This is a genomic window from Pseudomonas sp. SWRI92 (assembly GCF_014268685.1).
GTDB lineage: Bacteria > Pseudomonadota > Gammaproteobacteria > Pseudomonadales > Pseudomonadaceae > Aquipseudomonas > Aquipseudomonas marvdashtae.
The window spans coordinates 39,961-59,411 of the sequence record NZ_JABWQY010000009.1 but is presented as its reverse complement, the minus strand read 5'-3'; the positions used below and the strand labels follow the sequence as shown (position 1 = coordinate 59,411).

General features: G+C 61.3%; 15 protein-coding genes. 2 read left to right on the top strand and 13 right to left on the bottom strand.

What is annotated here, in order from left to right:
- The first annotated feature begins 49 nt into the window (after nucleotides 1-49).
- Both HU762_RS15595 and HU762_RS15590 read left to right on the top strand, forming a co-directional pair.
- A complete protein-coding gene (locus tag HU762_RS15595; RefSeq protein WP_186638520.1) occupies nucleotides 50-637 on the top strand; it encodes a TIGR00730 family Rossman fold protein in 588 nt (195 codons plus the stop codon).
- Nucleotides 638-705: 68 nt separating this feature from the next.
- Complete coding sequence (locus HU762_RS15590) at nucleotides 706-897, top strand: hypothetical protein (RefSeq protein ID WP_186610748.1); 192 nt, start codon at nucleotides 706-708, stop codon at nucleotides 895-897.
- A gap of 185 nt (nucleotides 898-1,082) precedes the next feature.
- Here HU762_RS15590 and HU762_RS15585 read toward each other — a convergent pair whose 3' ends face one another.
- From HU762_RS15585 to rnr, 13 genes are all read right to left on the bottom strand, one after another.
- The gene (locus tag HU762_RS15585; RefSeq protein WP_186638517.1) at nucleotides 1,083-1,976 is read right to left on the bottom strand and encodes a transglutaminase family protein; all 894 of its coding nucleotides are present in this window, start codon (nucleotides 1,974-1,976) and stop codon (nucleotides 1,083-1,085) included.
- Nucleotides 1,976-4,462: a circularly permuted type 2 ATP-grasp protein gene (locus HU762_RS15580; RefSeq protein ID WP_186638515.1), complete on the bottom strand. Its 2,487-nt coding sequence runs from the start codon at nucleotides 4,460-4,462 to the stop codon at nucleotides 1,976-1,978. The genes HU762_RS15585 and HU762_RS15580 overlap by 1 nt, the downstream gene beginning before the upstream one ends.
- An 89-nt stretch (nucleotides 4,463-4,551) precedes the next feature.
- A complete protein-coding gene (locus HU762_RS15575) occupies nucleotides 4,552-7,827 on the bottom strand; it encodes a transglutaminase family protein (RefSeq protein WP_186638513.1) in 3,276 nt (1,091 codons plus the stop codon).
- Nucleotides 7,828-8,002: 175 nt separating this feature from the next.
- Nucleotides 8,003-8,464 carry a hypothetical protein gene (locus tag HU762_RS15570; RefSeq protein WP_186638512.1) on the bottom strand — a complete coding sequence of 154 codons (462 nt, stop codon included), beginning with the start codon at nucleotides 8,462-8,464 and terminating at the stop codon, nucleotides 8,003-8,005.
- The gene (locus tag HU762_RS15565) at nucleotides 8,461-9,387 is read right to left on the bottom strand and encodes an NAD synthetase (RefSeq protein ID WP_186638511.1); all 927 of its coding nucleotides are present in this window, start codon (nucleotides 9,385-9,387) and stop codon (nucleotides 8,461-8,463) included. The genes HU762_RS15570 and HU762_RS15565 overlap by 4 nt, the downstream gene beginning before the upstream one ends.
- A gap of 160 nt (nucleotides 9,388-9,547) precedes the next feature.
- The gene (locus HU762_RS15560; protein WP_186638510.1) at nucleotides 9,548-11,848 is read right to left on the bottom strand and encodes a YgiQ family radical SAM protein; all 2,301 of its coding nucleotides are present in this window, start codon (nucleotides 11,846-11,848) and stop codon (nucleotides 9,548-9,550) included.
- A gap of 171 nt (nucleotides 11,849-12,019) precedes the next feature.
- Nucleotides 12,020-13,417 (bottom strand): replicative DNA helicase, encoded by a 1,398-nt coding sequence (gene dnaB, locus HU762_RS15555; protein WP_014336312.1) that lies wholly within the window; start codon nucleotides 13,415-13,417, stop codon nucleotides 12,020-12,022.
- Between the two features lie 117 nt (nucleotides 13,418-13,534).
- A complete protein-coding gene (rplI, locus tag HU762_RS15550; protein WP_003197251.1) occupies nucleotides 13,535-13,981 on the bottom strand; it encodes a 50S ribosomal protein L9 in 447 nt (148 codons plus the stop codon).
- Between the two features lie 18 nt (nucleotides 13,982-13,999).
- On the bottom strand, nucleotides 14,000-14,893 hold the full coding sequence (locus HU762_RS15545; protein ID WP_186610740.1) for a hypothetical protein: 894 nt from the start codon (nucleotides 14,891-14,893) through the stop codon (nucleotides 14,000-14,002).
- 36 nt (nucleotides 14,894-14,929) lie between these two features.
- Nucleotides 14,930-15,160: a 30S ribosomal protein S18 gene (gene rpsR, locus HU762_RS15540; protein WP_002551829.1), complete on the bottom strand. Its 231-nt coding sequence runs from the start codon at nucleotides 15,158-15,160 to the stop codon at nucleotides 14,930-14,932.
- A gap of 28 nt (nucleotides 15,161-15,188) precedes the next feature.
- Nucleotides 15,189-15,617, bottom strand: a complete 429-nt coding sequence (rpsF, locus tag HU762_RS15535; protein WP_003186395.1) for a 30S ribosomal protein S6 — start codon at nucleotides 15,615-15,617, stop codon at nucleotides 15,189-15,191.
- A gap of 240 nt (nucleotides 15,618-15,857) precedes the next feature.
- Nucleotides 15,858-16,619 carry a 23S rRNA (guanosine(2251)-2'-O)-methyltransferase RlmB gene (rlmB, locus tag HU762_RS15530; protein ID WP_186638509.1) on the bottom strand — a complete coding sequence of 254 codons (762 nt, stop codon included), beginning with the start codon at nucleotides 16,617-16,619 and terminating at the stop codon, nucleotides 15,858-15,860.
- Nucleotides 16,616-19,234, bottom strand: coding sequence for a ribonuclease R (rnr, locus tag HU762_RS15525; protein ID WP_186638508.1), 2,619 nt, complete (start codon nucleotides 19,232-19,234; stop codon nucleotides 16,616-16,618). Before rnr ends, rlmB begins: the two co-directional genes overlap by 4 nt.
- Nucleotides 19,235-19,451: the final 217 nt, after the last annotated feature.

The window sequence follows — 19,451 nt, the reverse complement described above, 5'->3', positions numbered from 1 at the left end:
ATAAAGGACAGGCCTTACTCTGGACCGGTTACCGATCACGGAGTAAAGCATGTCTATAGCGTCTGTTTGTGTATTTTGCGGCGCCAGCACCGGCGCGAATCCAGCCTATCGCGAAGCGGCCCAGGCTTTGGGGCGCACATTGGCGGAACGGAAACTGACCCTGGTCTACGGCGGTGGCGCGGTCGGCTTGATGGGGATCGTTGCTGACGCGGCCCTGGCGGCCGGCGGCGAGGTCATCGGCATCATTCCGCAGAGCCTGAAGGACAAGGAAATCGGCCACAGCGGCCTGACCCGCCTGGAAGTGGTGGACGGCATGCACGCACGCAAGGCGCGCATGGCCGAACTCAGCGACGCCTTCATTGCCCTGCCCGGCGGCCTCGGCACCTTGGAAGAACTGTTTGAAGTCTGGACCTGGGGCCAGCTCGGCTATCATGGAAAACCGCTGGGGCTGCTGGAAGTGAACGGTTTCTACAGCAAACTCACGGGTTTTCTCGATCATATCGTCGGCGAGGGCTTCGTCCGCGCGCCCCATCGTGACATGCTGCAAGTGAGCGAATCAGCGCACAATCTGCTCGACGCACTGGACGAATGGCAACCGTCGGTGCAACCAAAATGGGCCGAGCAAAAACCCAGCTAACGGCTCGGCCCCGATACAGGGCAGAATACGCGCCGCTCAACCTCACCTTCGACCCCAGAGGATCGCCCATGGCTAAACCCAATTATTCCTTCGCCAAACGTCAGAGAGACTTGGCCAAGGAGCAGAAGAAAGAGGAAAAGCTTCAGCGCAAGAAAGCTACAGCTGAAGAGGAAGCCGCAGCACTGAACCCGGATACCGAAGGCGAAGTGACGGCAGAAGACGATGTTGATGCACCGAAAGACCAGGCGCCTGACGCCTGAGACCCTCAGTTCTGTGTCCAGGGCCGGCCGCCTCGCTGCCGGCCCTCACAGCTCTAGCGCCTTGTTAATCGACAGGCGATAACCCACAGGCAGTTCTCCGGCAATTGGCCCGGCTCGAACAGCCCGATCTCCTTGTGTTCATGACTGATCGTCGGCACGAAACCGCCTGGATTTCAGGAATTGGATCACTGTTCCAACGGCATCACCGTCACTCGTACTTCGGGGTCATGGGTACCGCCCCCCAGGATCACCCCGCGCAACGGCGACACATCGGAAAAATCCCGGCCCCAGGCCAGGGTGATGTGTTCCAGGGCCGGCTGCACATTGTTGGTCGGGTCGAAGTCCACCCAACCCAATACCGGACAGAACACCGAAACCCAGGCGTGAGAAGCGTCGGCGCCAATCAACCGCGCCTGGCCGGGTGGCGGCTGGGTCAGCAGGTAGCCGCTGACGTAACGCGCCGCCAGCCCACGGGAGCGTACGCAAGCCAGCATCAAGTGGGCGAAGTCCTGGCACACACCCCGGCGTCGCTCCAGCACTTCCACCAACGGTGTCGCCACTTGGGTGGCCTCCGCATCGAAGGTGAACTCCTCGAAAATCTTCTCCATCAGCGCTCGAACGCCAAGCATCAACGGTCGTCCCGCCGGAAAACAACTTTCCGAAAATTCCACGAAGCTGCGCTTGAGGTGCACGTAGGGTGACTCGAAACGGTAGCGGCAGGCGTCCAGCAGCGTCGCTGAGAGTGGCCGCCCGCTGTAGGTCAGCGCGTTAGCGGTCGACTCCCAGGCGGGGGACAGATTGAAGTCCAGCTCGGGTCGGGCCAGCACCTCGACGCTCAAGCGGGCATTGATCAATAACTCGTCATGGGGCCGCTCGAAAGCCAGGCGGGTCAGCGGGTTACCGAACACGTCCCGTTCATCGCGCCGGGTGGTCGGCTCGGGGCTGATCAGCAGCTCTCGTTCGGTGCAACGCTGCCAGTCACAGGCTCGCGGCCACAGGTGGGCAAGCTGCTGGGCGAGGGACACCGGGCTGTCGTAGTGATAATGAGTGTCATGGAGTATCTGGTAACGGGCGCTCATCAGACGGACACCGTGCGCTGGCTGACGTCATCGACGTGAGCAAAATGGCGCAACGCCAAGCGATCGGAAACCTGTCCGCTGACGTCGGCCACTTCCTGCAACAGATCGGCCAATCCATCAAGAGCGGCGCGCAGGCTGGCCTCGCCGAACAGGGGATTCTCCAGGCAGCGCAGGTCAAAGCGTGACAGGCGCGTCACCAGCGCCGGCAATGCGGTTTCCCGCGGTGCGCCGAAATCATCGTTCAGGCGTTTAAGGGTGCGTGCCACCAATTTCAGCTGGAACAGCACAGCGTGAGGGTTCTGTTCGTCCAGCAGCAGCAGGTCGAGCACCGGAATCAACTGCGCCACCGCCAGATAACGCGAGCGGTACGTGATGCTGCTATTGCCCAACTCCAGCAGCCATTCCAGCCCGGCCTGATCGAAAACCGCCTCGCCCCGCAAGAATGCCGCCAGGCTGCTGCTGAGAAAATGCAGACGCTCCAGGCGTCGACCGATCATCAGGAAGCGCCAGCCCTCGTCACGGGTCATGTCGTCCAGGGCGAATCCGGACAACGCGGCCAACGACATTACCAATCGATTGAGAAAGTCCAGCAGCTCACCAAAGTCCGGTTCGCTGGTCTCCAGCTCCAGGGCTTCGCGCTGCAGCTCCACCAACGCCTGCCAGTTCTCACGGGACAGCTTGCCGCGAACCTGTGACGCAGCCCACTGCAAGCGCTGCAGGTTGGAGCGCAGGCTGAATGACCAGTCATCCCCCAGCATCGCCGCCAGCAGGCGCTCGGGTAATTCGCCCTCCTCGGGCAGCAGCATCAGGCTCTCGCCCAAGGAGACAGCCGATTGCAGGGCCTGCGGGTCGTCACCGTCGACATAGCGCGCCAGCATGATCCGTAAAAGACGGGCGCTGTCGTCGCAACGTTCGCAGTAACGCCCAAACCAGAACAGGTTTTCCACCACGCGGGATGGCAGGTACGGGTCGCGTCGCACAAGGTCATGAACGCCCACGGTTCGCTGGGCCTTCCACTGCTCGCTGCCAGGCGCCTGCTCGCCGAGGACCCAGGTGTCCTTGCTAGCGCCACCGCGCTGCATCGACACCACTTCGGCATCGGCCTCGGCGGCCACGCGGGTCAGGCCACCTGGCAGAACCCGATAATCATCTTTTCCGGACACGGCATACACGCGCATGCCGATGGCCCGGGGCTGGATCTGGCCGTCTTCGGCCTGCCAGACCGGCGCCTGGGACAGTTGCGCCAGTTCCTGGGCAACGTAGGCGTAGGGCCTTGCCTGCATGCGCGCTGCCAGTTGGCCGCGCTGCTCCTCGCTCAGGTCACGGCCGAACACCGGGGTGAAGCTCTGGGAAGGAAACGCCGGCTTGATCAATAACTGCGGCAGTTTCTCCAACGCCTGCGCCAATACTGGCGGCTCACCGCACCACCACGTGGCAATGGAGGGAAGCATCAACTCTTCGCCAAAGAGGAACTGGCAGATCTTCGGCAAGAAACCCAGGAGCCCTGGGGATTCCAGCACGCCACTGCCCAGCGCATTGGCCACCAGCACCCGGCCCTGACGCACCGCCTCCAACAGACCTGGCACGCCCAAGGCCGAATCGGTGCGCAGCTCCAGGGGGTCGCAGAAATCATCGTCAAGCCGGCGCATGATGGCGTGGACCCGGCGCAACCCACTGAGGGTCTTGAGGTACACCGTGGCATCTCGCACGGTCAAGTCGCCTCCCTCCACCAGCGGATAGCCGAGCTGGCGCGCCAGGTAAAGGTGTTCGAAATAGCTTTCGTTGAACCGCCCCGGTGTCAGCAGCACCACCAGCGGCGCCTCGCCATCGCAAGGGGCCTGCCGCGCCAGGGTTTCCTGCAAGGTGCGGAAGAAGCCAGACAGGTGCTTTACCTTCAGGTCGCGATACAGGTCCGGAAACGCCCGGGACACGATCATCCGGTTCTCCAGCGCGTAGCCCGCACCTGAAGGTGCCTGGGTCCGATCCGCGGTGACCCACCAACGACCATCGGGCGTACGCGCCAGGTCCACGGCGTACAAGTGCAGGAAATCGCTGTCTGGTGGGGTGATGCCCTGGCACGGCCAGAGAAAATTATTGTGTCCAAAGACCAGCTCCGCCGGCAGCAGCCCTTCGCTGATCAGTCGCTGCGGCCCGTACAGATCGGCCAGCACCGCATTGAGCAAACGTGCCCGCTGGGCGATGCCGGCCGACAGCAGCTTCCATTCCTGGGCATCGATGACATGAGGTAGCAGGTCCAGCTCCCATGGACGGTCGGCGCCCTTCGGGTCCGCGTAGACATTGTAGGTGACGCCGTTTTCCTGGATCTGCCGGGCCAGTAGGGCCTGACGCTGGAGCAGTTGGGCCGGCGTGCTGCGCTGCAACTGGTCGAACAGCCGCCGCCAGTGCGCACGCACCGCACCGCTGTCATCCAGCAATTCGTGATAGGTGCCCGTCGTCAACGGGTAACGGTCAAGCAGGTCAGGCATGGAAAGCTCGGCAGGACGGCAATGAAAGGTGAGACTAGCGCAAGCGCATGATGCCCGGATAGGTGAAATATCCGGGCATCCTGTGGGACTTAGAAACGGCGCAGATCGAGCGTGAGCGGAAACTCGTCATCCACTGCCAGGTTGGGTATCGGAAGCTTCCCAGGCGTGTGTCCGATCCGGAAGAAACGCGCCATCCGCCGGCTTTCCGCTTCGTTGGCATTCACCGGCAGGCTGTCGTAGTTGCGCCCACCCGGATGCGCCACGTGATACTGGCAACCGCCCAGTGAACGCTGCATCCAGGTGTCGAGTACATCGAAGACCAGCGGCGCATGGACCGGGATGGTCGGTTGCAGGCAATTGCTCGGTTGCCAGGCGCGGAAACGCACCCCGGCGACGAACTCGCCCACCCGACCGGTGGGTTGCAAGGGGACCGGCACGCCATTGCACGTCAGCAGATACCGTTGCGGCGCCAGGCCGCTGAGTTTGATCTGCAAGCGTTCCAGGGACGAATCCACATAGCGCACCGTGCCGCCCACCGCACCCTCTTCCCCCAGCACATGCCAAGGCTCCAGCGCCTGACGCAACTGCAGCTCGATGCCGTTGACCGCATAATCGCCAACCTTTGGAAAACGGAACTCCAGGTGCGCGGCGAACCACTCGGCGCGCAGCGGATAACCGGCGACATTGAGCTCAGCGATGACGTCAGCGAAATCCTGCTCGATGAAATGCGGGAGCAGAAAGCGGTCATGCAGCTCAGTGCCCCAGCGCGCCAATTTGGCCGGCGCGTAGGGCTCGCGCCAAAACCGCGCGACCAGTGCTCGCAACAGCAATTGCTGGGTCAGGCTCATGCGGGCGTGAGGCGGCATTTCGAAAGCGCGCAATTCCAACAGGCCGAGTCGCCCCGTGGCACCGTCCGGAGAATAGAGCTTGTCGATGCAGAATTCGGCGCGGTGGGTATTGCCCGTCACATCGATCAGCAGGTTGCGCAGCAACCGATCCACCAGCCAGGGCGCACACGCTTCGCCGGGCTCGGGCATTTGCGCGAAGGCGATTTCCAATTCGTACAGCGCGTCATTGCGCGCTTCGTCCACGCGGGGCGCCTGGGATGTCGGACCGATGAACAAGCCGGAAAACAGGTAGGACAACGACGGGTGGTTGTGCCAGTAGCTGATCAGGCTGCGCAGCAAGTCGGGACGGCGCAGGAAAGGTGAGTCAGCCGGCGTCGCGCCTCCGAGGACGAAATGGTTACCGCCACCGGTGCCTGTGTGCCGGCCATCGATCAGGAATTTTTCGGTGGTCAGTCGGTTCAGCCGCGCTTGCTCATAAAGAAACTCAGTGCGTTCGACCAACTCGTCCCACGTCGCCGACGGTTGCACGTTGACCTCAATGACACCCGGGTCCGGCGTGATACGAAAATTGCTCAGGCGCGGATCGCTCGGCGGCTCGTAGCCCTCCAACAGGACCGGGCAATTGAGCTCCTCGGCCGTCGCCTCGATTGTGCTGACCAACTCCAGGTAATCCTCGACCCGCTCCAGCGGCGGCATGAACAGATACAGGCGTCCTTCCCTGGCCTCGGCACAGAAAGCGGTGCGGGTCAGCCAGTCGGCCGATTCGTCGATCTTCGGCGCGCGCTCCTGCTCCAGCGCCGGCTCGCCGTGATCGGCCAGTTGCGAAGTGTCGGGCAACTCGGGCAAATCCTGATTCGGGTCGGTGGGATGGATAAACGGGTATTCAGCCGCCGTCACCCACGGCTGGGACGCCAGTGGCAGGCGATAGCCCAGGGGAGAATCGCCCGGCACCAACCTGCAATGGTTGTCGCGCAGGTACCATCGGCCGCTCTGCCATTGATCGCCCTTGGCGGTGCGGGCCAGTGGCAGGACTTGGCCGATGACCTTGTCCAATCCTTGACTGAAGACCTTGCGCAACCGTGCCCGCTCCAAAGGTTCTTCCAGCCGAGGATCCTCGGCTGTCACGTTTGACGGTAATGAGCCTTCGCGCCAGAGGTAATAGAAGTTGTCTTCGTAGGCCGGGAACACGAATCGCGCGGGAATCTTCAAGCGTTCGGCGACGCTCGCCAGGAAACGTCCAGCGAGTTCGCCATCGACGCCGTAGTCCTGCTGCTCGTCGGCAATCAACGCGCCGTTTTGCCAGATCGGCACGCCGTCACGGCGCCAGTAGCAGTTGAGCGACCAGCGCGGCAATTGCTCGCCGGGGTACCATTTGCCCTGGCCGAAATGTACCAGCCCCTGGGGCGCGTAGTGCGTGCGCATGCGCTGGAACAGCTCGGCGGAGAGACGGCGCTTGTCCGGCCCCAACGCCGCGGTGTTCCACTCGGCGCCGTCCGGGTCATCGATGGAGACGAAGGTCGGCTCACCGCCCATGGTCAGGCGCACGTCGCCTTCCAGCAGGTCGGCATCTATCTGCCGGCCCAGGGCCTGGATCTCAAACCATTGCGCTTCGGTGTATGGCTTGGTCACCCGTGGCGCTTCCCAGATGCGCTCCACGGACATTTCGTGGCTGAACTCGGACTTGCAAGGCTCCACCAGGCCACTGATCGGCGCCGCCGAAGACGGATCGGGACTGCACGCCAACGGGATGTGTCCTTCGCCAGCGAACAACCCGGACGTGGCATCCAGGCCAATCCAGCCGGCACCCGGCAAATAGACCTCGCACCAGGCATGCAGGTCGGTGAAATCCACTTCCGTACCGGACGGGCCGTCGAGGCTTTTCACGTCGGCGGTCAGTTGGATCAGGTAACCGGAAACAAAACGTGCCGCCAGCCCCAGGTGACGCAACAGCTGCACCAGCAACCAGGCCGAGTCGCGGCAGGAGCCGGACGCGTGCTCCAAGGTGTGCTCCGGCGTCTGTACGCCGGGCTCCATGCGGATCAGGTAACTGATGTCTTCGCTCAGGCGCTGGTTCAACGCCACCAGGAAATCCACCGCCGGCAGCGGGGTGCGGTCGATGCCGTCCAGATACGCCTGGAACCTGGGCGTCAGCGGCAGTTTTTCCAGATAAGGCGTCAGCTCATGCTTTTCGTCGGGGGCGTAGGTAAAAGGAATTTTTTCAGCGTAGGGCTCGAGGAAAAAATCGAACGGATTGAACACCGCCATCTCGGCGACCAGATCGACTTCGACCCGCAGCTCAGCGGTTTTTTCCGGAAACACCAGTCGCGCCAGGTAGTTGCCCTGAGGATCCTGCTGCCAGTTGATGAAGTGCTGGTCGGGCGAGACCTTCAACGCATACGAAAGAATCCGCGTGCGGCTATGGGGTGCCGGGCGCAGGCGGACGATCTGCGGGCCGAGCTCGACGGCGCGCTCGTAGCGGTAATGCGTGACATGATGCAAAGCGACATGGATCGACACGGCGTGCCTCCTGCGGAGCCTGGGCGTTATCGAAAGCGGCGCAAGACTTATGCCATGCAGGCAGGTCGGACACTTTCTACTTCTACTCAAGGCAGTAGAGCACTAAAACCGCGCGATGCCTGTATTGATCTGCACAGGCCGCACATAAATGCGGCGCAGGCGCTGGCGGTTCGACTCAGCGGCGGGGGCGAGAGGCCTTGGCGGACTTGATGATGAGTTCGCGTTGGTGGCGGATCTCCACGAGCTTGCCGCGCATTTCGCGGTGGCGTTTGCTGTTTAGCAGTAACAGCCCCAGCAGGGGCATCAGTACGGCGAAGATAAACACGCCCTGGTGCGGACCGTAGGCGAACGTCGGCAGCACCGCGGCCAGGCAGGTCAGGAAATAACCCGCCACCCACCAGATTGCCCAGGCGCGTCCGCGGGCGATCAAGAGGTTGCCCAGCACCAGGATGAGCACCAGGGCCAAAGTGCCGAGCCCGACATAGTCGGTCCTGGTCGACGGCTCCAGGGCACGCCAATATGTGGCCCCGGCCAAAACAAGCAGCGTCGAGCCGGAAAAGCAGCCCAGCAGGATCGTCCCCATGAAAACCGGAAAGTAATGGGCCAGGAACTGTTTCAGAGATCCGCCCCCGATCATTCCGTGAACTCCTCATACAGGCCGACGGCAACGGTATTCACGGCGCCTCCGCCCGTATAACTGCCGATGATCCCCAGAGCGCCGCCGAGGGAATCCTTTATCTGGGTCAGCGTGGCGTGCCTGATTTCAGCTGAAGAATAACGCTTGGGCAGAGCGCCCGCGCGTTGCTGCAGTTTAAGCAGCTTCGCAGTAAGGCTCGGATCTTTCAGGGTCAGCAATTCCTTGGTCAGTTTGCTGCGCTCCTGACGATTCAAACCCTTGAGCAATTGATACCAGCTCTTGCCGGTGCCCGCCGCTTTATTGGCTTTGAGCAATCGGACGGTCGTCAGGGCCGAGCCGCCAACGCCGACCAAGGACACCCCGTCAAGAATCGGCGACACGATGTTGTACCAATCAGCGTCGTTCATCTCATCGTTGCCAGTAGGATTGGTCAACTCATTCGCCACCCGCATCCCACCAATGACGCACTGCGCGGTACTGGCCGTCGCGGCCGCGGCGCCAAGGGCAACGACAAAAGCACTTGCCCCGGCGGTAAAAGGCACGGCGACGCTACCACTGAACACCACGACCCAACCAATCACGGCGGCCACGCAGGACAGGCCAGCGTTGGCCGCTTCAAATCCAAGCTTCGATTCACGCGGGCTGCTTTTTACCTGATCGATGAATTGCTGTGGGGCGATGTACTTTTTGGCTTCGCGCAAGATGATGCGCTTGGGCGCGATGCTGCAAATCGGCTTGAATTCGCGCAGCGTGACTACGTTGTAGTCCGAATCGATGTACACCACCCCCGCGCCGACGATGCCAGGGTCGGCGTCAATCGCAGCAAACAGGCGCGGCAGGTTGATCTGGCTTTCGATACGCTTGCGGGCCATGAACTGGGAATAGCTCAAGTCCATGCCGATGCCGGTTGAAGCACTGCTCATATGAATCGTCCTTGAGGAATGGAAGGTGAGGCTTATCCACACTGAACCCTGTGCGAGAGCTCTGCATGGGCGGGCGCCACGATAACAAACGGCCAGCACCCTCGCTAGAAAGCAAAACGCCAGCACTTAAGGCTGGCGTTTTGCGTTGTAGCTTTAGCGATCAGCGCGGCACGACGGGCTTGCGTGCGGGCTTGGGTCCTTTGCCCTTCGCCGCGTCCTTGCGCTCCTTGGCGGCCTGCTGGTTGCGGGCAAACGCGGCGGCCTTGGCTTGTTCGCGCTTGTCCCAAGGATTGCCGCCGTCGCTCGCGCGCGGTGGCAAACCGGTGTGCTGGGTCAGGATCTTGGTGGTTTCCTTGGCTACCTTGTGGCTGCCGGCTGGCGTCGAGTTCTTGCGACGAGCGCTCTGGTAGCTGTCGGTCGCCGGCTGGTGCAGCGGGATCAACTGGTTCTTGCCCGGCCCGATCAGGTCGGCGCGGCCCATGCGGGTCAATGCCTCGCGCAGCATCGGCCAGCCTTTCGGGTCGTGATAACGCAAGAAGGCCTTATGCAGGCGGCGTTGCTCCTCGCTCTTGACGATAGTCACCGCATCACTCTTGTAGGTGACCTTGCGCAGCGGGTTCTTGCCCGAGTGGTACATGGCGGTGGCCGTGGCCATCGGCGACGGATAGAACGCCTGCACCTGGTCGGCCCGGAAGCCATTGCCCTTGAGCCACAGCGCCAGGTTCATCATGTCTTCGTCGGTGGTGCCCGGGTGAGCCGCGATGAAGTACGGAATCAGGTACTGCTCTTTCCCGGCTTCCTTGGAGTACTTCTCGAACATCCGCTTGAATTTGTCATAGCTGCCGATGCCCGGCTTCATCATCTGGTTGAGCGGACCTTCCTCGGTATGCTCCGGCGCGATTTTCAAGTAGCCGCCGACGTGGTGGGTCACCAGCTCCTTGACGTATTCCGGCGACTCGACCGCCAGGTCGTAACGCAGGCCGGAGGCAATCAGGATTTTCTTCACGCCAGGCAATGCCCGGGCGCTGCGGTACAGCTGGATCAGCGAAGAGTGATCGGTGTTCAGGTTCGGGCAGATGCCAGGGAACACGCAGGACGGCTTGCGGCACGCGGATTCGATTTCCGGGCTCTTGCAGGCGATGCGGTACATGTTCGCGGTCGGACCGCCGAGGTCAGAGATGACCCCGGTAAAGCCCGGGACCTTGTCGCGGATCTCTTCGATCTCGCGAATGATCGACTCTTCGGAACGGTTCTGGATGATTCGACCTTCATGCTCGGTGATCGAGCAGAAGGTGCAGCCACCAAAGCAGCCGCGCATGATGTTCACCGAGAAACGGATCATGTCGTAGGCGGGGATTTTTTCCTTGCCGTACGCCGGATGCGGGACGCGCGCGTAAGGCATGCCAAACACGTAGTCCATTTCTTCAGTGGTCATCGGAATGGGCGGCGGGTTGAACCAGACGTCGACCTCGCCGTGCTTCTGCACCAGGGCGCGGGCGTTGCCCGGGTTGGTCTCCAGGTGCAACACACGGTTGGCGTGGGCGTAGAGCACCGCGTCGCCACGGACCTTTTCCACCGACGGCAGGCGGATCACGGTCTTGTCGCGGGTCATCTTCGGGCTCGCCAGGATCTGCACGACCTTGGCTTCGCTCGGGTCCTCGACCGGCCCCTTCTCCTGCTCGATGGCGCAGGCTTGGGTATCTTGGGTGTTGACGTACGGGTTGATGATCTTGTCGATCTTGCCCGGACGGTCGATGCGCGTGGAATCGACTTCGTACCAGCCTTGCGGTGTGTCACGACGGATGAACGCGGTGCCGCGCACATCGGTAATGTCTTCGATCTTGTGACCATAGGACAGCCGCTGGGCGACTTCGACAATCGCCCGCTCGGCGTTGCCGTAGAGCAGGATGTCGGCGCAAGCGTCGATCAGGATCGAGTTGCGCACCCGGTCCTGCCAGTAATCGTAGTGGGCGATGCGGCGCAGCGACGCTTCGATGCCGCCGAGTACGATCGGCACGTGCTTGTAGGCTTCCTTGCAGCGCTGGCTATAGACCAGGCTCGCACGGTCCGGACGCTTGCCTGCCAATCCGCCCGGGGTGTAGGCGTCATCGGAGCGGATCTTCTTGTCGGCGGTGTAGCGGTTGATCATCGAGTCCATGTTGCCGGCCGCGACACCGAAGAACAGGTTGGGCTCGCCGAGCTTCATGAAGTCGTCTTTGGACTGCCAGTTCGGCTGGGCAATGATCCCGACGCGAAAGCCCTGGGCTTCCAGCAAACGGCCGATGATAGCCATGCCGAACGACGGGTGATCGACGTAGGCATCACCGGTCACGATGATGATGTCGCACGAATCCCAGCCGAGCTGATCCATCTCCTCCCTGCTCATGGGCAGGAACGGCGCCGGGCCGAAACATTCGGCCCAGTACTTGGGATAGTCAAATAACGGCTTGGCTGCTTGCATGTCGATGACCGGTATAAAAGATGAAAAATCGCGGGCGCGGAATATAGCACAAAAATTAACCAACTGTGGCGAAGGAGCTTGCTCCCATCCGGCTGCGCAGCGGCCAGGGGTCTGCTGCGCAGCCCAGCGGGAGCAAGCTACCTCGCCACAAAGGCGGTTTAAGCGAACAGGTTATTCGTCGTCGTCAAAATTGTAGCTACCCGGCGCCAGGTTTTCGAAGCGCGTGTATTTGCCAATAAACGCCAGGCGGATAAACCCGATCGGGCCGTTCCGCTGCTTGCCGATGATGATTTCGGCGATGCCCTTGTGCTCCGTTTCCGGGTGATACACCTCGTCACGGTAAACGAACATGATGACGTCGGCGTCCTGCTCGATCGCTCCGGATTCCCGCAAGTCCGAGTTCACCGGACGCTTGTTGGGGCGCTGTTCCAGGGAACGGTTCAACTGGGACAGTGCCACCACCGGGCAGTTGAATTCCTTGGCCAGGGCCTTGAGGGAACGGGAGATTTCGGAAATCTCGTTGGTCCGGTTGTCACCGCTGGAACCGGGGATCTGCATCAACTGCAGGTAGTCGATCATGATTAGCCCGACTTCACCGTGCTCGCGCACCAGGCGACGGGTTCGCGCGCGCATTTCCGACGGGCTGATACCGGCCGTATCGTCGATGAACAGCTTGCGGTCGTTGAGCAGGTTGACCGCCGAGGTGAGGCGCGGCCAATCGTCGTCTTCCAGCTGGCCGGAACGGACCTTGGTCTGGTCGATACGCCCGAGGGACGAGAGCATACGCATGATCAGCGATTCGCCTGGCATCTCGAGGGAGTACACCAACACCGCCTTTTCGCTGCGTAGCACGGCGTTTTCCACCAGGTTCATCGCAAAGGTGGTCTTACCCATGGATGGACGGCCGGCGACGATGATCAGGTCGGACGGCTGCAGGCCGCTGGTCTTCTCGTCGAGGTCGGTATAGCCGGTGGACAGGCCGGTGATGGCGTTGTCGGTGTTGAACAAGGTGTCGATGCGGTCGATGGCCTTGGTCAGCAGGTCGTTGACGCTCACCGGGCCGCCGGTTTTCGGCCGGGCCTCGGCGATCTGGAAGATCTGCCGCTCGGCTTCGTCGAGAATCTCAGCGGCGGTGCGACCTTCCGGGTTGAACGCACTGTCGGCAATCTCAGTGCTGATGCCGATCAACTGGCGCAAGGTCGCCCGCTCGCGCACAATCTGGGCGTAGGCCTTGATGTTGGCGACCGACGGCGTGTTTTTCGCCAGTTCGCCGAGGTAACCGAGGCCGCCGACCTGGGATGTCTGACCTTCCTTGTCCAATTGCTCGGCCAGGGTCACGACGTCGATCGGCATGTTCTGATCGGCCAACTTGGCGATCGCGCGGAAAATCAGCCGGTGGTCATGCCGATAGAAATCGCCGTCGGAGACTTGATCGAGCACGCGTTCCCAGGCGTTGTTGTCCAGCATCAGGCCACCGAGCACGGCCTGTTCGGCCTCGATGGAATGCGGAGGCACCTTCAGGGCAGCGGTTTGCAGATCGTATTGCTCGGGGGCGGTGATTTCGTTCATGGCCACGTCTGGTTATGAAAATCAGGAATTGCAGAAAGACAAAGGGCACGACCTGTAAACAGGATCGTGCCCGATGTTACCGGCAAGCACCCGAGGGTACCAGCCGACAGGTTTTGCTTAAGCTGCTACCACGACAACGCGTACGGTGGCTTCAACTTCGGCGTGCAGGTGCACGGCTACGTCGAATTCGCCTACGTTGCGGATGGTGCCGTTCGGCAAACGAACTTCGCTTTTCGCAACTTCAACGCCGGAGGCGGTCAGTGCGTCAGCGATGTCGTGAGTACCGATCGAACCGAACAGCTTGCCTTCGTCGCCCGCGGTGGCAGTGATGGTCACTTCCAGCTCGGCCAGTTGGGCAGCACGGCTTTCAGCCGAGGTTTTACGGTCTGCGGCAGCTTTTTCCAGCTCGGCGCGACGCTCTTCGAACGCAGCCAGGTTGGCAGCGGTCGCAGCGGTGGCTTTGCCGTAAGGCAGCAGGTAGTTACGACCGTAACCGGCCTTAACGTTTACTTTGTCACCCAGGTTGCCCAGGTTGGTGACTTTTTCCAGAAGGATCAGTTGCATGTGAAAATCCTCTAACTTTTAACCTTCACCGTTCGCGTTGTCGGCGTCTTTCGGCGCCATACGACCGCGAAAATCAATCAGGCTGTCGACGATGGCCAGGACCACCAGCAACGGATAGATCAGCTGCATGAACAGCAACAACGTGACGTACAACCCCACCAGCCAGAACCTGGCCAGTCGCTTTTGCGCCACCAGCCCGTGAATCAGGGCCAGTGCGGCGAACACCAGCGGTACACTGCACAACGGCGTGAGCATGGCCATCTGCGGACCGAAGTTCGGTCCCAGTAGCATGCCCGCCAGCAGCAACATCGCCAGTCCAAGCGGGAAGCGGATGGCGCGAAACTCGCGACCAAAACCACCCGGGTTGTACAACAACGCCTGCCAGTAGCGCCCGATAACCAGGCTCAGCACACTGACGATCTGCAACAAGGCCGCAATCAGGCCGGTCAGGACGGGGGCGATCAGGGACGCGAAACGCGCCTGCTCCTCTACCGACATCTTCTGGTAGAGATCACCGAGCGCCTCGGGCAGGATTTTTATCAAAGCCTGCGACAGCATCTCGATCTGGGGTGCGAAAGCCACCCCGAGCACCACTGAAAACACCACGCCTATCGCTATGCTGACCAGCAGCACGCGGTTCCAGGATTCGCTGGCGCGCAATACCAACGCCAGCGCCGAAGACCCCAGCAGCACCATGAGTGCGCGCGGGTCAGCGGAATACATCCACCAGAGCAAAGCCGGCAGAAGCCCCAGAGCAAGAACGCCCAAGGCGTCCTTCAATCCGCGCCGCAGGAGTACAAGACTACCCGCGGCAGCACCCAACCAGTACAACAACGGCAATGCCGCACATCCAGCCACTACCAGAGTGGCCTGCACACGTCCCCGCATGATGAAGTCAGCTAAGGCGCGCATGCATTCAATCCCTTACTACTTGTCGACTGCCCGGTCTCAGCGGCCGTGGCTGTCGGTGTAGGCCAGCAGGGCCAGGAAGCGGGCGCGCTTGATAGCGGTGGCCAGCTGACGCTGATAACGAGCTTTGGTACCGGTGATGCGGCTTGGAACGATTTTGCCGGTCTCGGATACGTAGGCTTTCAGAGTGTTGAGATCTTTGTAATCGATCTCCTTCACGTCTTCAGCGGTGAAGCGGCAGAATTTACGACGACGGAAGAAACGTGCCATGTGATTGGCTCCTTAAAAGGTCCGTGGATTACTCGTCAGCGTTATCGCTGTTGTCGCTGTCGCTATCGCTGTCATCGCCATCGGCGCTGTCAGAGTGCTCAGGACGGTCGCGACGCTCACGGCGCTCACTGCGGTTTTCTTCAGCCTTGAGCATCTCGGATTGGCCGGTGACGGCTTCTTCGCGACGGATGACCAGGTTACGGATCACTGCATCGTTGTAGCGGAAGTTGTCTTCCAGCTCGGCCAGGGCCTTGCCAGTGCACTCAACGTTCAGCATCACGTAGTGAGCCTTGTGAACATTGTTGATTGCGTAGGCCAGTTGACGACGGCCCCAATCTTCCAGACGGTGGATTTTGCCGCCGTCTTCTTCGATCAGCTTGGTGTAACGCTCAACCATGCCGCCGACTTGCTCGCTTTGATCCGGGTGGACCAAAAAGATGATTTCGTAATGACGCATGAATGCTCCTTACGGGTTGTAGCCTGCCGCTCAAAAACGGTCAGACAAGGAGTGAATGACACTTATGGACTTGAGGACGCTAGACACATAAGTGCCTGCCATCACAGCAAGGGGCGCAATTGTAGAGAAGGGCTCAAGGCGGCGCAAGGCAATTGGCGAATATTTGAACAACCGCCGATCCTGCCCTACACAAAACAATGTGGGAGCAAGTTTGCTCCCACATTTTCATCATGCGTTGGCTCAGGGCTTTTTAGCGGCAGCCTTGACGCCACGCTGGCGCTGGGCCTCGAACAGGCAGACACCGGTCGCGACCGAAACGTTGAGGCTGCTGACGCTGCCGGCCATCGGCAGCTTCACCAGATAGTCGCAATGCTCGCGAGTCAGGCGACGCATGCCCTTGCCTTCGGCACCCATGATCAGGATGGTCGGGCCCGTCAGGTCCTGGTCATAAATGCTGACTTCGGCCTCGCCCGCCGTGCCCACGACCCACAAGCCGCGTTGCTGGAGTTTCTCCAGGGTGCGCGCCAGGTTGGTCACCGCCACCAATGGAATCACTTCCGCCGCGCCGCAAGCGACTTTACGCACCACCGGCGTCAACGTCGCCGACTTGTCCTTGGGCACGATCACCGCCAGCGCACCGGCGGCATCCGCCGAACGCAGGCAGGCACCGAGGTTGTGCGGGTCGGTCACACCGTCCAGCACCAGCAACAGGGGCGCACCTTCGGTTCGGTCGAGCAGCTCGTCGAGCATCGCTTCGCCCCAGACCTGGCTCGGGCTGACTTCAGCCACGACGCCCTGGTGCACGCCTTCGACCCAGGCGTCCATCTCACGACGCTCAGCCTGACCGACCGTCACGCGATTTTCGCCGGCCAATTCAATCAGGGCCTGCACCCGCGGATCGCTACGCCCCTCCGCCAACCAGATCTGCTTGACCCGCTTGGGGTGGTGACGCAACAGCGCCTCCACGGCATGCACGCCGTAGATTTTCTCCAACTGACTCATGACTTGGCCTTGGGTTTACGCGCCCCGCCACTCTTGGCTGGAGTCGAGCCTGCTTTCGGCGGGCCTTTACGATGTTTGCCCGGCTTGCTGGTCGCCTTGTCCGGGGCCGACCTTGCGGCCTTTCCCCCAGACGACGCTTTACCGCCGTTCTTGGCTTCGGTCAGCAACGCCTGCTTCATTTCACGACTTTTGCGCAGCTCGGCGTTTTTTGCCGCTGCATCGCTCGGGCGATAGGCTTCGGCGGCCTTCTCCTTGGCCGGACCGCGACGCCCGGACTTGGACGATGCTGGCTCGGCGCCGGTCTTGGCCGCAGGCGCCGCGGTTTCGGCACCGCGCTTCTTGCGGCCAATCGGCGCGCTGATGGTTTTTTCAGCCATTTCGAAGTCGATCTTGCGCTCGTCAAGGTCGACGCGCATCACGCGCACTTCAACCGTGTCGCCAAGACGGAAGCTACGGCCAGTGCGCTCGCCCGCCAGGCGGTGATGCACAGGGTCGAAGTGGTAGTAGTCGCCAGGCAACGCGGTGACGTGCACCAAGCCTTCGACGTAGATATCGGTCAGTTCGACGAACAGGCCAAAACCGGTCACGGCGGTGATCACGCCTGGGAACGATTCACCCACGCGATCCTTCATGTACTCGCACTTGAGCCAGTTCACTACGTCGCGAGTCGCTTCGTCGGCACGCCGCTCGCTCATCGAGCACTGCTCGCCGAGTTGCTCCAGGGCTGCTTCGTCGTACGGATAGATGCGCGCCTTGGGAATGGTCATCGCACCGGCACGCTTGACGTGCGGCGTGTCCATCTTCGAATGGATGACGCTGCGGATCGCCCGGTGCGTGAGCAGGTCGGGGTAACGACGGATCGGCGACGTGAAGTGGGTATAGGCTTCGTAATTCAGGCCGAAGTGGCCCTGGTTATCGGCGCTGTACACCGCTTGGCTCAGCGAACGTAGCATGACGGTCTGGATCAGGTGGAAGTCCGGGCGATCCTTGATACTGGCCAGCAAGGCTTGGTAATCCTTCGGCGAAGGGCCGTCCTTGCCTTTGTGCAGGGACAGACCCAGCTCACCGAGGAACGCTCGCAGTTTTTCCAGGCGCTCAGGCGGCGGACCGTCATGGACCCGGTACAGCGCGGGAATCTCGTGCTTTTTCAGGAATTCAGCGGTAGCCACGTTGGCCGCCAGCATGCATTCCTCGATCAGCTTGTGCGCATCGTTGCGAACGGTCGGACGGATTTCGGCGATCTTGCGCTCGGAGCCGAAGATGATCCGGGTTTCCTGGGTTTCGAAATCGATCGCGCCCCGCACATGACGTGCTGCCAGCAACACCTTGTACAGCGAATAAAGCTGCTTGAGATGCGGCACCACATCGGTGTACTCGCCACGCAGCTTGCGCGACTCGGCCAGCTTCGGCGTTTCCAGCATCGCGCTGACCTTGTTGTAGGTCAGGCGGGCGTGGGAATGGATCACCGCTTCATAGAAGCAATAGTCGGTCATCTCGCCGGACTTGGAGATGGTCATCTCGCAAACCATGGCCAGGCGATCGACTTGCGGGTTCAGCGAGCACAGCCCATTGGACAGTTGCTCCGGCAGCATCGGCACCACGCGCTCGGGGAAGTACACCGAGTTGCCGCGCACCTGGGCTTCGGCGTCCAGCGCCGAGCCGAGCTTCACGTAGCTGGAGACGTCGGCAATCGCGACGTACAACTTCCAGCCACCGGAGAACAGGCGCAACTTGCCTGGCCTGGCTTCGCAGTAGACGGCATCGTCGAAGTCCCGTGCGTCTTCACCATCGATCGTCACGAACGGCAAGTGGCGCAGGTCGATGCGCTTCTCCTTGTCTTTCTCCTCGACTTCCGGCTTGAGCTTGGCGGCCTCTTTCAGGACCGCATCAGGCCAGACGTGGGGAATATCGTACGTGCGCAGGGCAACGTCGATCTCCATGCCCGGAGCCATGTAGTTACCGACCACTTCCACGATATCGCCTTGAGGCTGGAAGCGCGGGGTCGGCCAGTGGGTAATTTTTACTTCGACGAACTGACCGATCTGAGCGTTGGCGTTGCGGCCCGGAGTGACCAGGACTTCCTGCTGGATCTTCGGGTTGTCCGGAATGACAAAACCGATACCGCCTTCTTCAAAATAGCGGCCGACGACCGTTTCGTGGGCACGGGACACCACCTCAACGATCACGCCTTCGCGGCGCCCACGACGGTCCAGGCCGGATACGCGGGCCAGCGCACGGTCACCATCGAACACCAGGCGCATCTGCGCCGGACTCATGAACAGATCGTCGCTGCCATCGTCCGGAATCAGGAAACCGAAGCCGTCACGGTGGCCGGCGATGCGACCCAGGATCAAATCGAGCTTGTCGACCGGGGCATAGGTGCCACGCCGGGTATAGATCAGTTGAGCATCGCGCTCCATGGCACGCAGACGGCGGCGCAGGGCTTCGAGCTGATCCTCGGTGGTCAGGCCGAACTCTTCGACCAGCTGCTCGCGGCTAGCAGGCGAACCCCGATCGGCGAGGTGCGCCAGGATCAGTTCGCGGCTAGGAATAGGGTTTTCATATTTTTCCGCTTCACGAGCGGCCTCGGGATCGAGGGACTGCCAATCGGCCATTAGAGAGTTTTCACCTTGTCTATATGCGGGTTAGTTTGGCATAGGCGTAATGAAACGGGAAATTTCAAGCGTCAGATGCCTTTTCTAAAGTCTTTTGACCGACCTTTAAAGCCCTGGATCGCACCACTGGTGAAATTTAACGGTTTTTTTGCTCGCAGGGGTTTACAGTTAAAAACACGCTCCGTATAGTGCGCGCCATCGACGACATACACATGTT

What these genes read in the sequence shown, in the direction of transcription:
- rnr (WP_186638508.1), bottom strand. Translation starts at nt 19,234, where the DNA reads ATGGCCGATTGGCAGTCCCTCGATCCCGAGGCCGCTCGTGAAGCGGAA.
- HU762_RS15545 (WP_186610740.1), bottom strand. Translation starts at nt 14,893, where the DNA reads ATGCGCGCCTTAGCTGACTTCATCATGCGGGGACGTGTGCAGGCCACT.
- rlmB (WP_186638509.1), bottom strand. Translation starts at nt 16,619, where the DNA reads ATGAGTCAGTTGGAGAAAATCTACGGCGTGCATGCCGTGGAGGCGCTG.
- HU762_RS15590 (WP_186610748.1), top strand. Translation starts at nt 706, where the DNA reads ATGGCTAAACCCAATTATTCCTTCGCCAAACGTCAGAGAGACTTGGCC.
- rpsF (WP_003186395.1), bottom strand. Translation starts at nt 15,617, where the DNA reads ATGCGTCATTACGAAATCATCTTTTTGGTCCACCCGGATCAAAGCGAG.
- dnaB (WP_014336312.1), bottom strand. Translation starts at nt 13,417, where the DNA reads ATGAACGAAATCACCGCCCCCGAGCAATACGATCTGCAAACCGCTGCC.
- rplI (WP_003197251.1), bottom strand. Translation starts at nt 13,981, where the DNA reads ATGCAACTGATCCTTCTGGAAAAAGTCACCAACCTGGGCAACCTGGGT.
- HU762_RS15560 (WP_186638510.1), bottom strand. Translation starts at nt 11,848, where the DNA reads ATGCAAGCAGCCAAGCCGTTATTTGACTATCCCAAGTACTGGGCCGAA.
- HU762_RS15565 (WP_186638511.1), bottom strand. Translation starts at nt 9,387, where the DNA reads ATGAGCAGTGCTTCAACCGGCATCGGCATGGACTTGAGCTATTCCCAG.
- rpsR (WP_002551829.1), bottom strand. Translation starts at nt 15,160, where the DNA reads ATGGCACGTTTCTTCCGTCGTCGTAAATTCTGCCGCTTCACCGCTGAA.
- HU762_RS15585 (WP_186638517.1), bottom strand. Translation starts at nt 1,976, where the DNA reads ATGAGCGCCCGTTACCAGATACTCCATGACACTCATTATCACTACGAC.
- HU762_RS15580 (WP_186638515.1), bottom strand. Translation starts at nt 4,462, where the DNA reads ATGCCTGACCTGCTTGACCGTTACCCGTTGACGACGGGCACCTATCAC.
- HU762_RS15570 (WP_186638512.1), bottom strand. Translation starts at nt 8,464, where the DNA reads ATGATCGGGGGCGGATCTCTGAAACAGTTCCTGGCCCATTACTTTCCG.
- HU762_RS15595 (WP_186638520.1), top strand. Translation starts at nt 50, where the DNA reads ATGTCTATAGCGTCTGTTTGTGTATTTTGCGGCGCCAGCACCGGCGCG.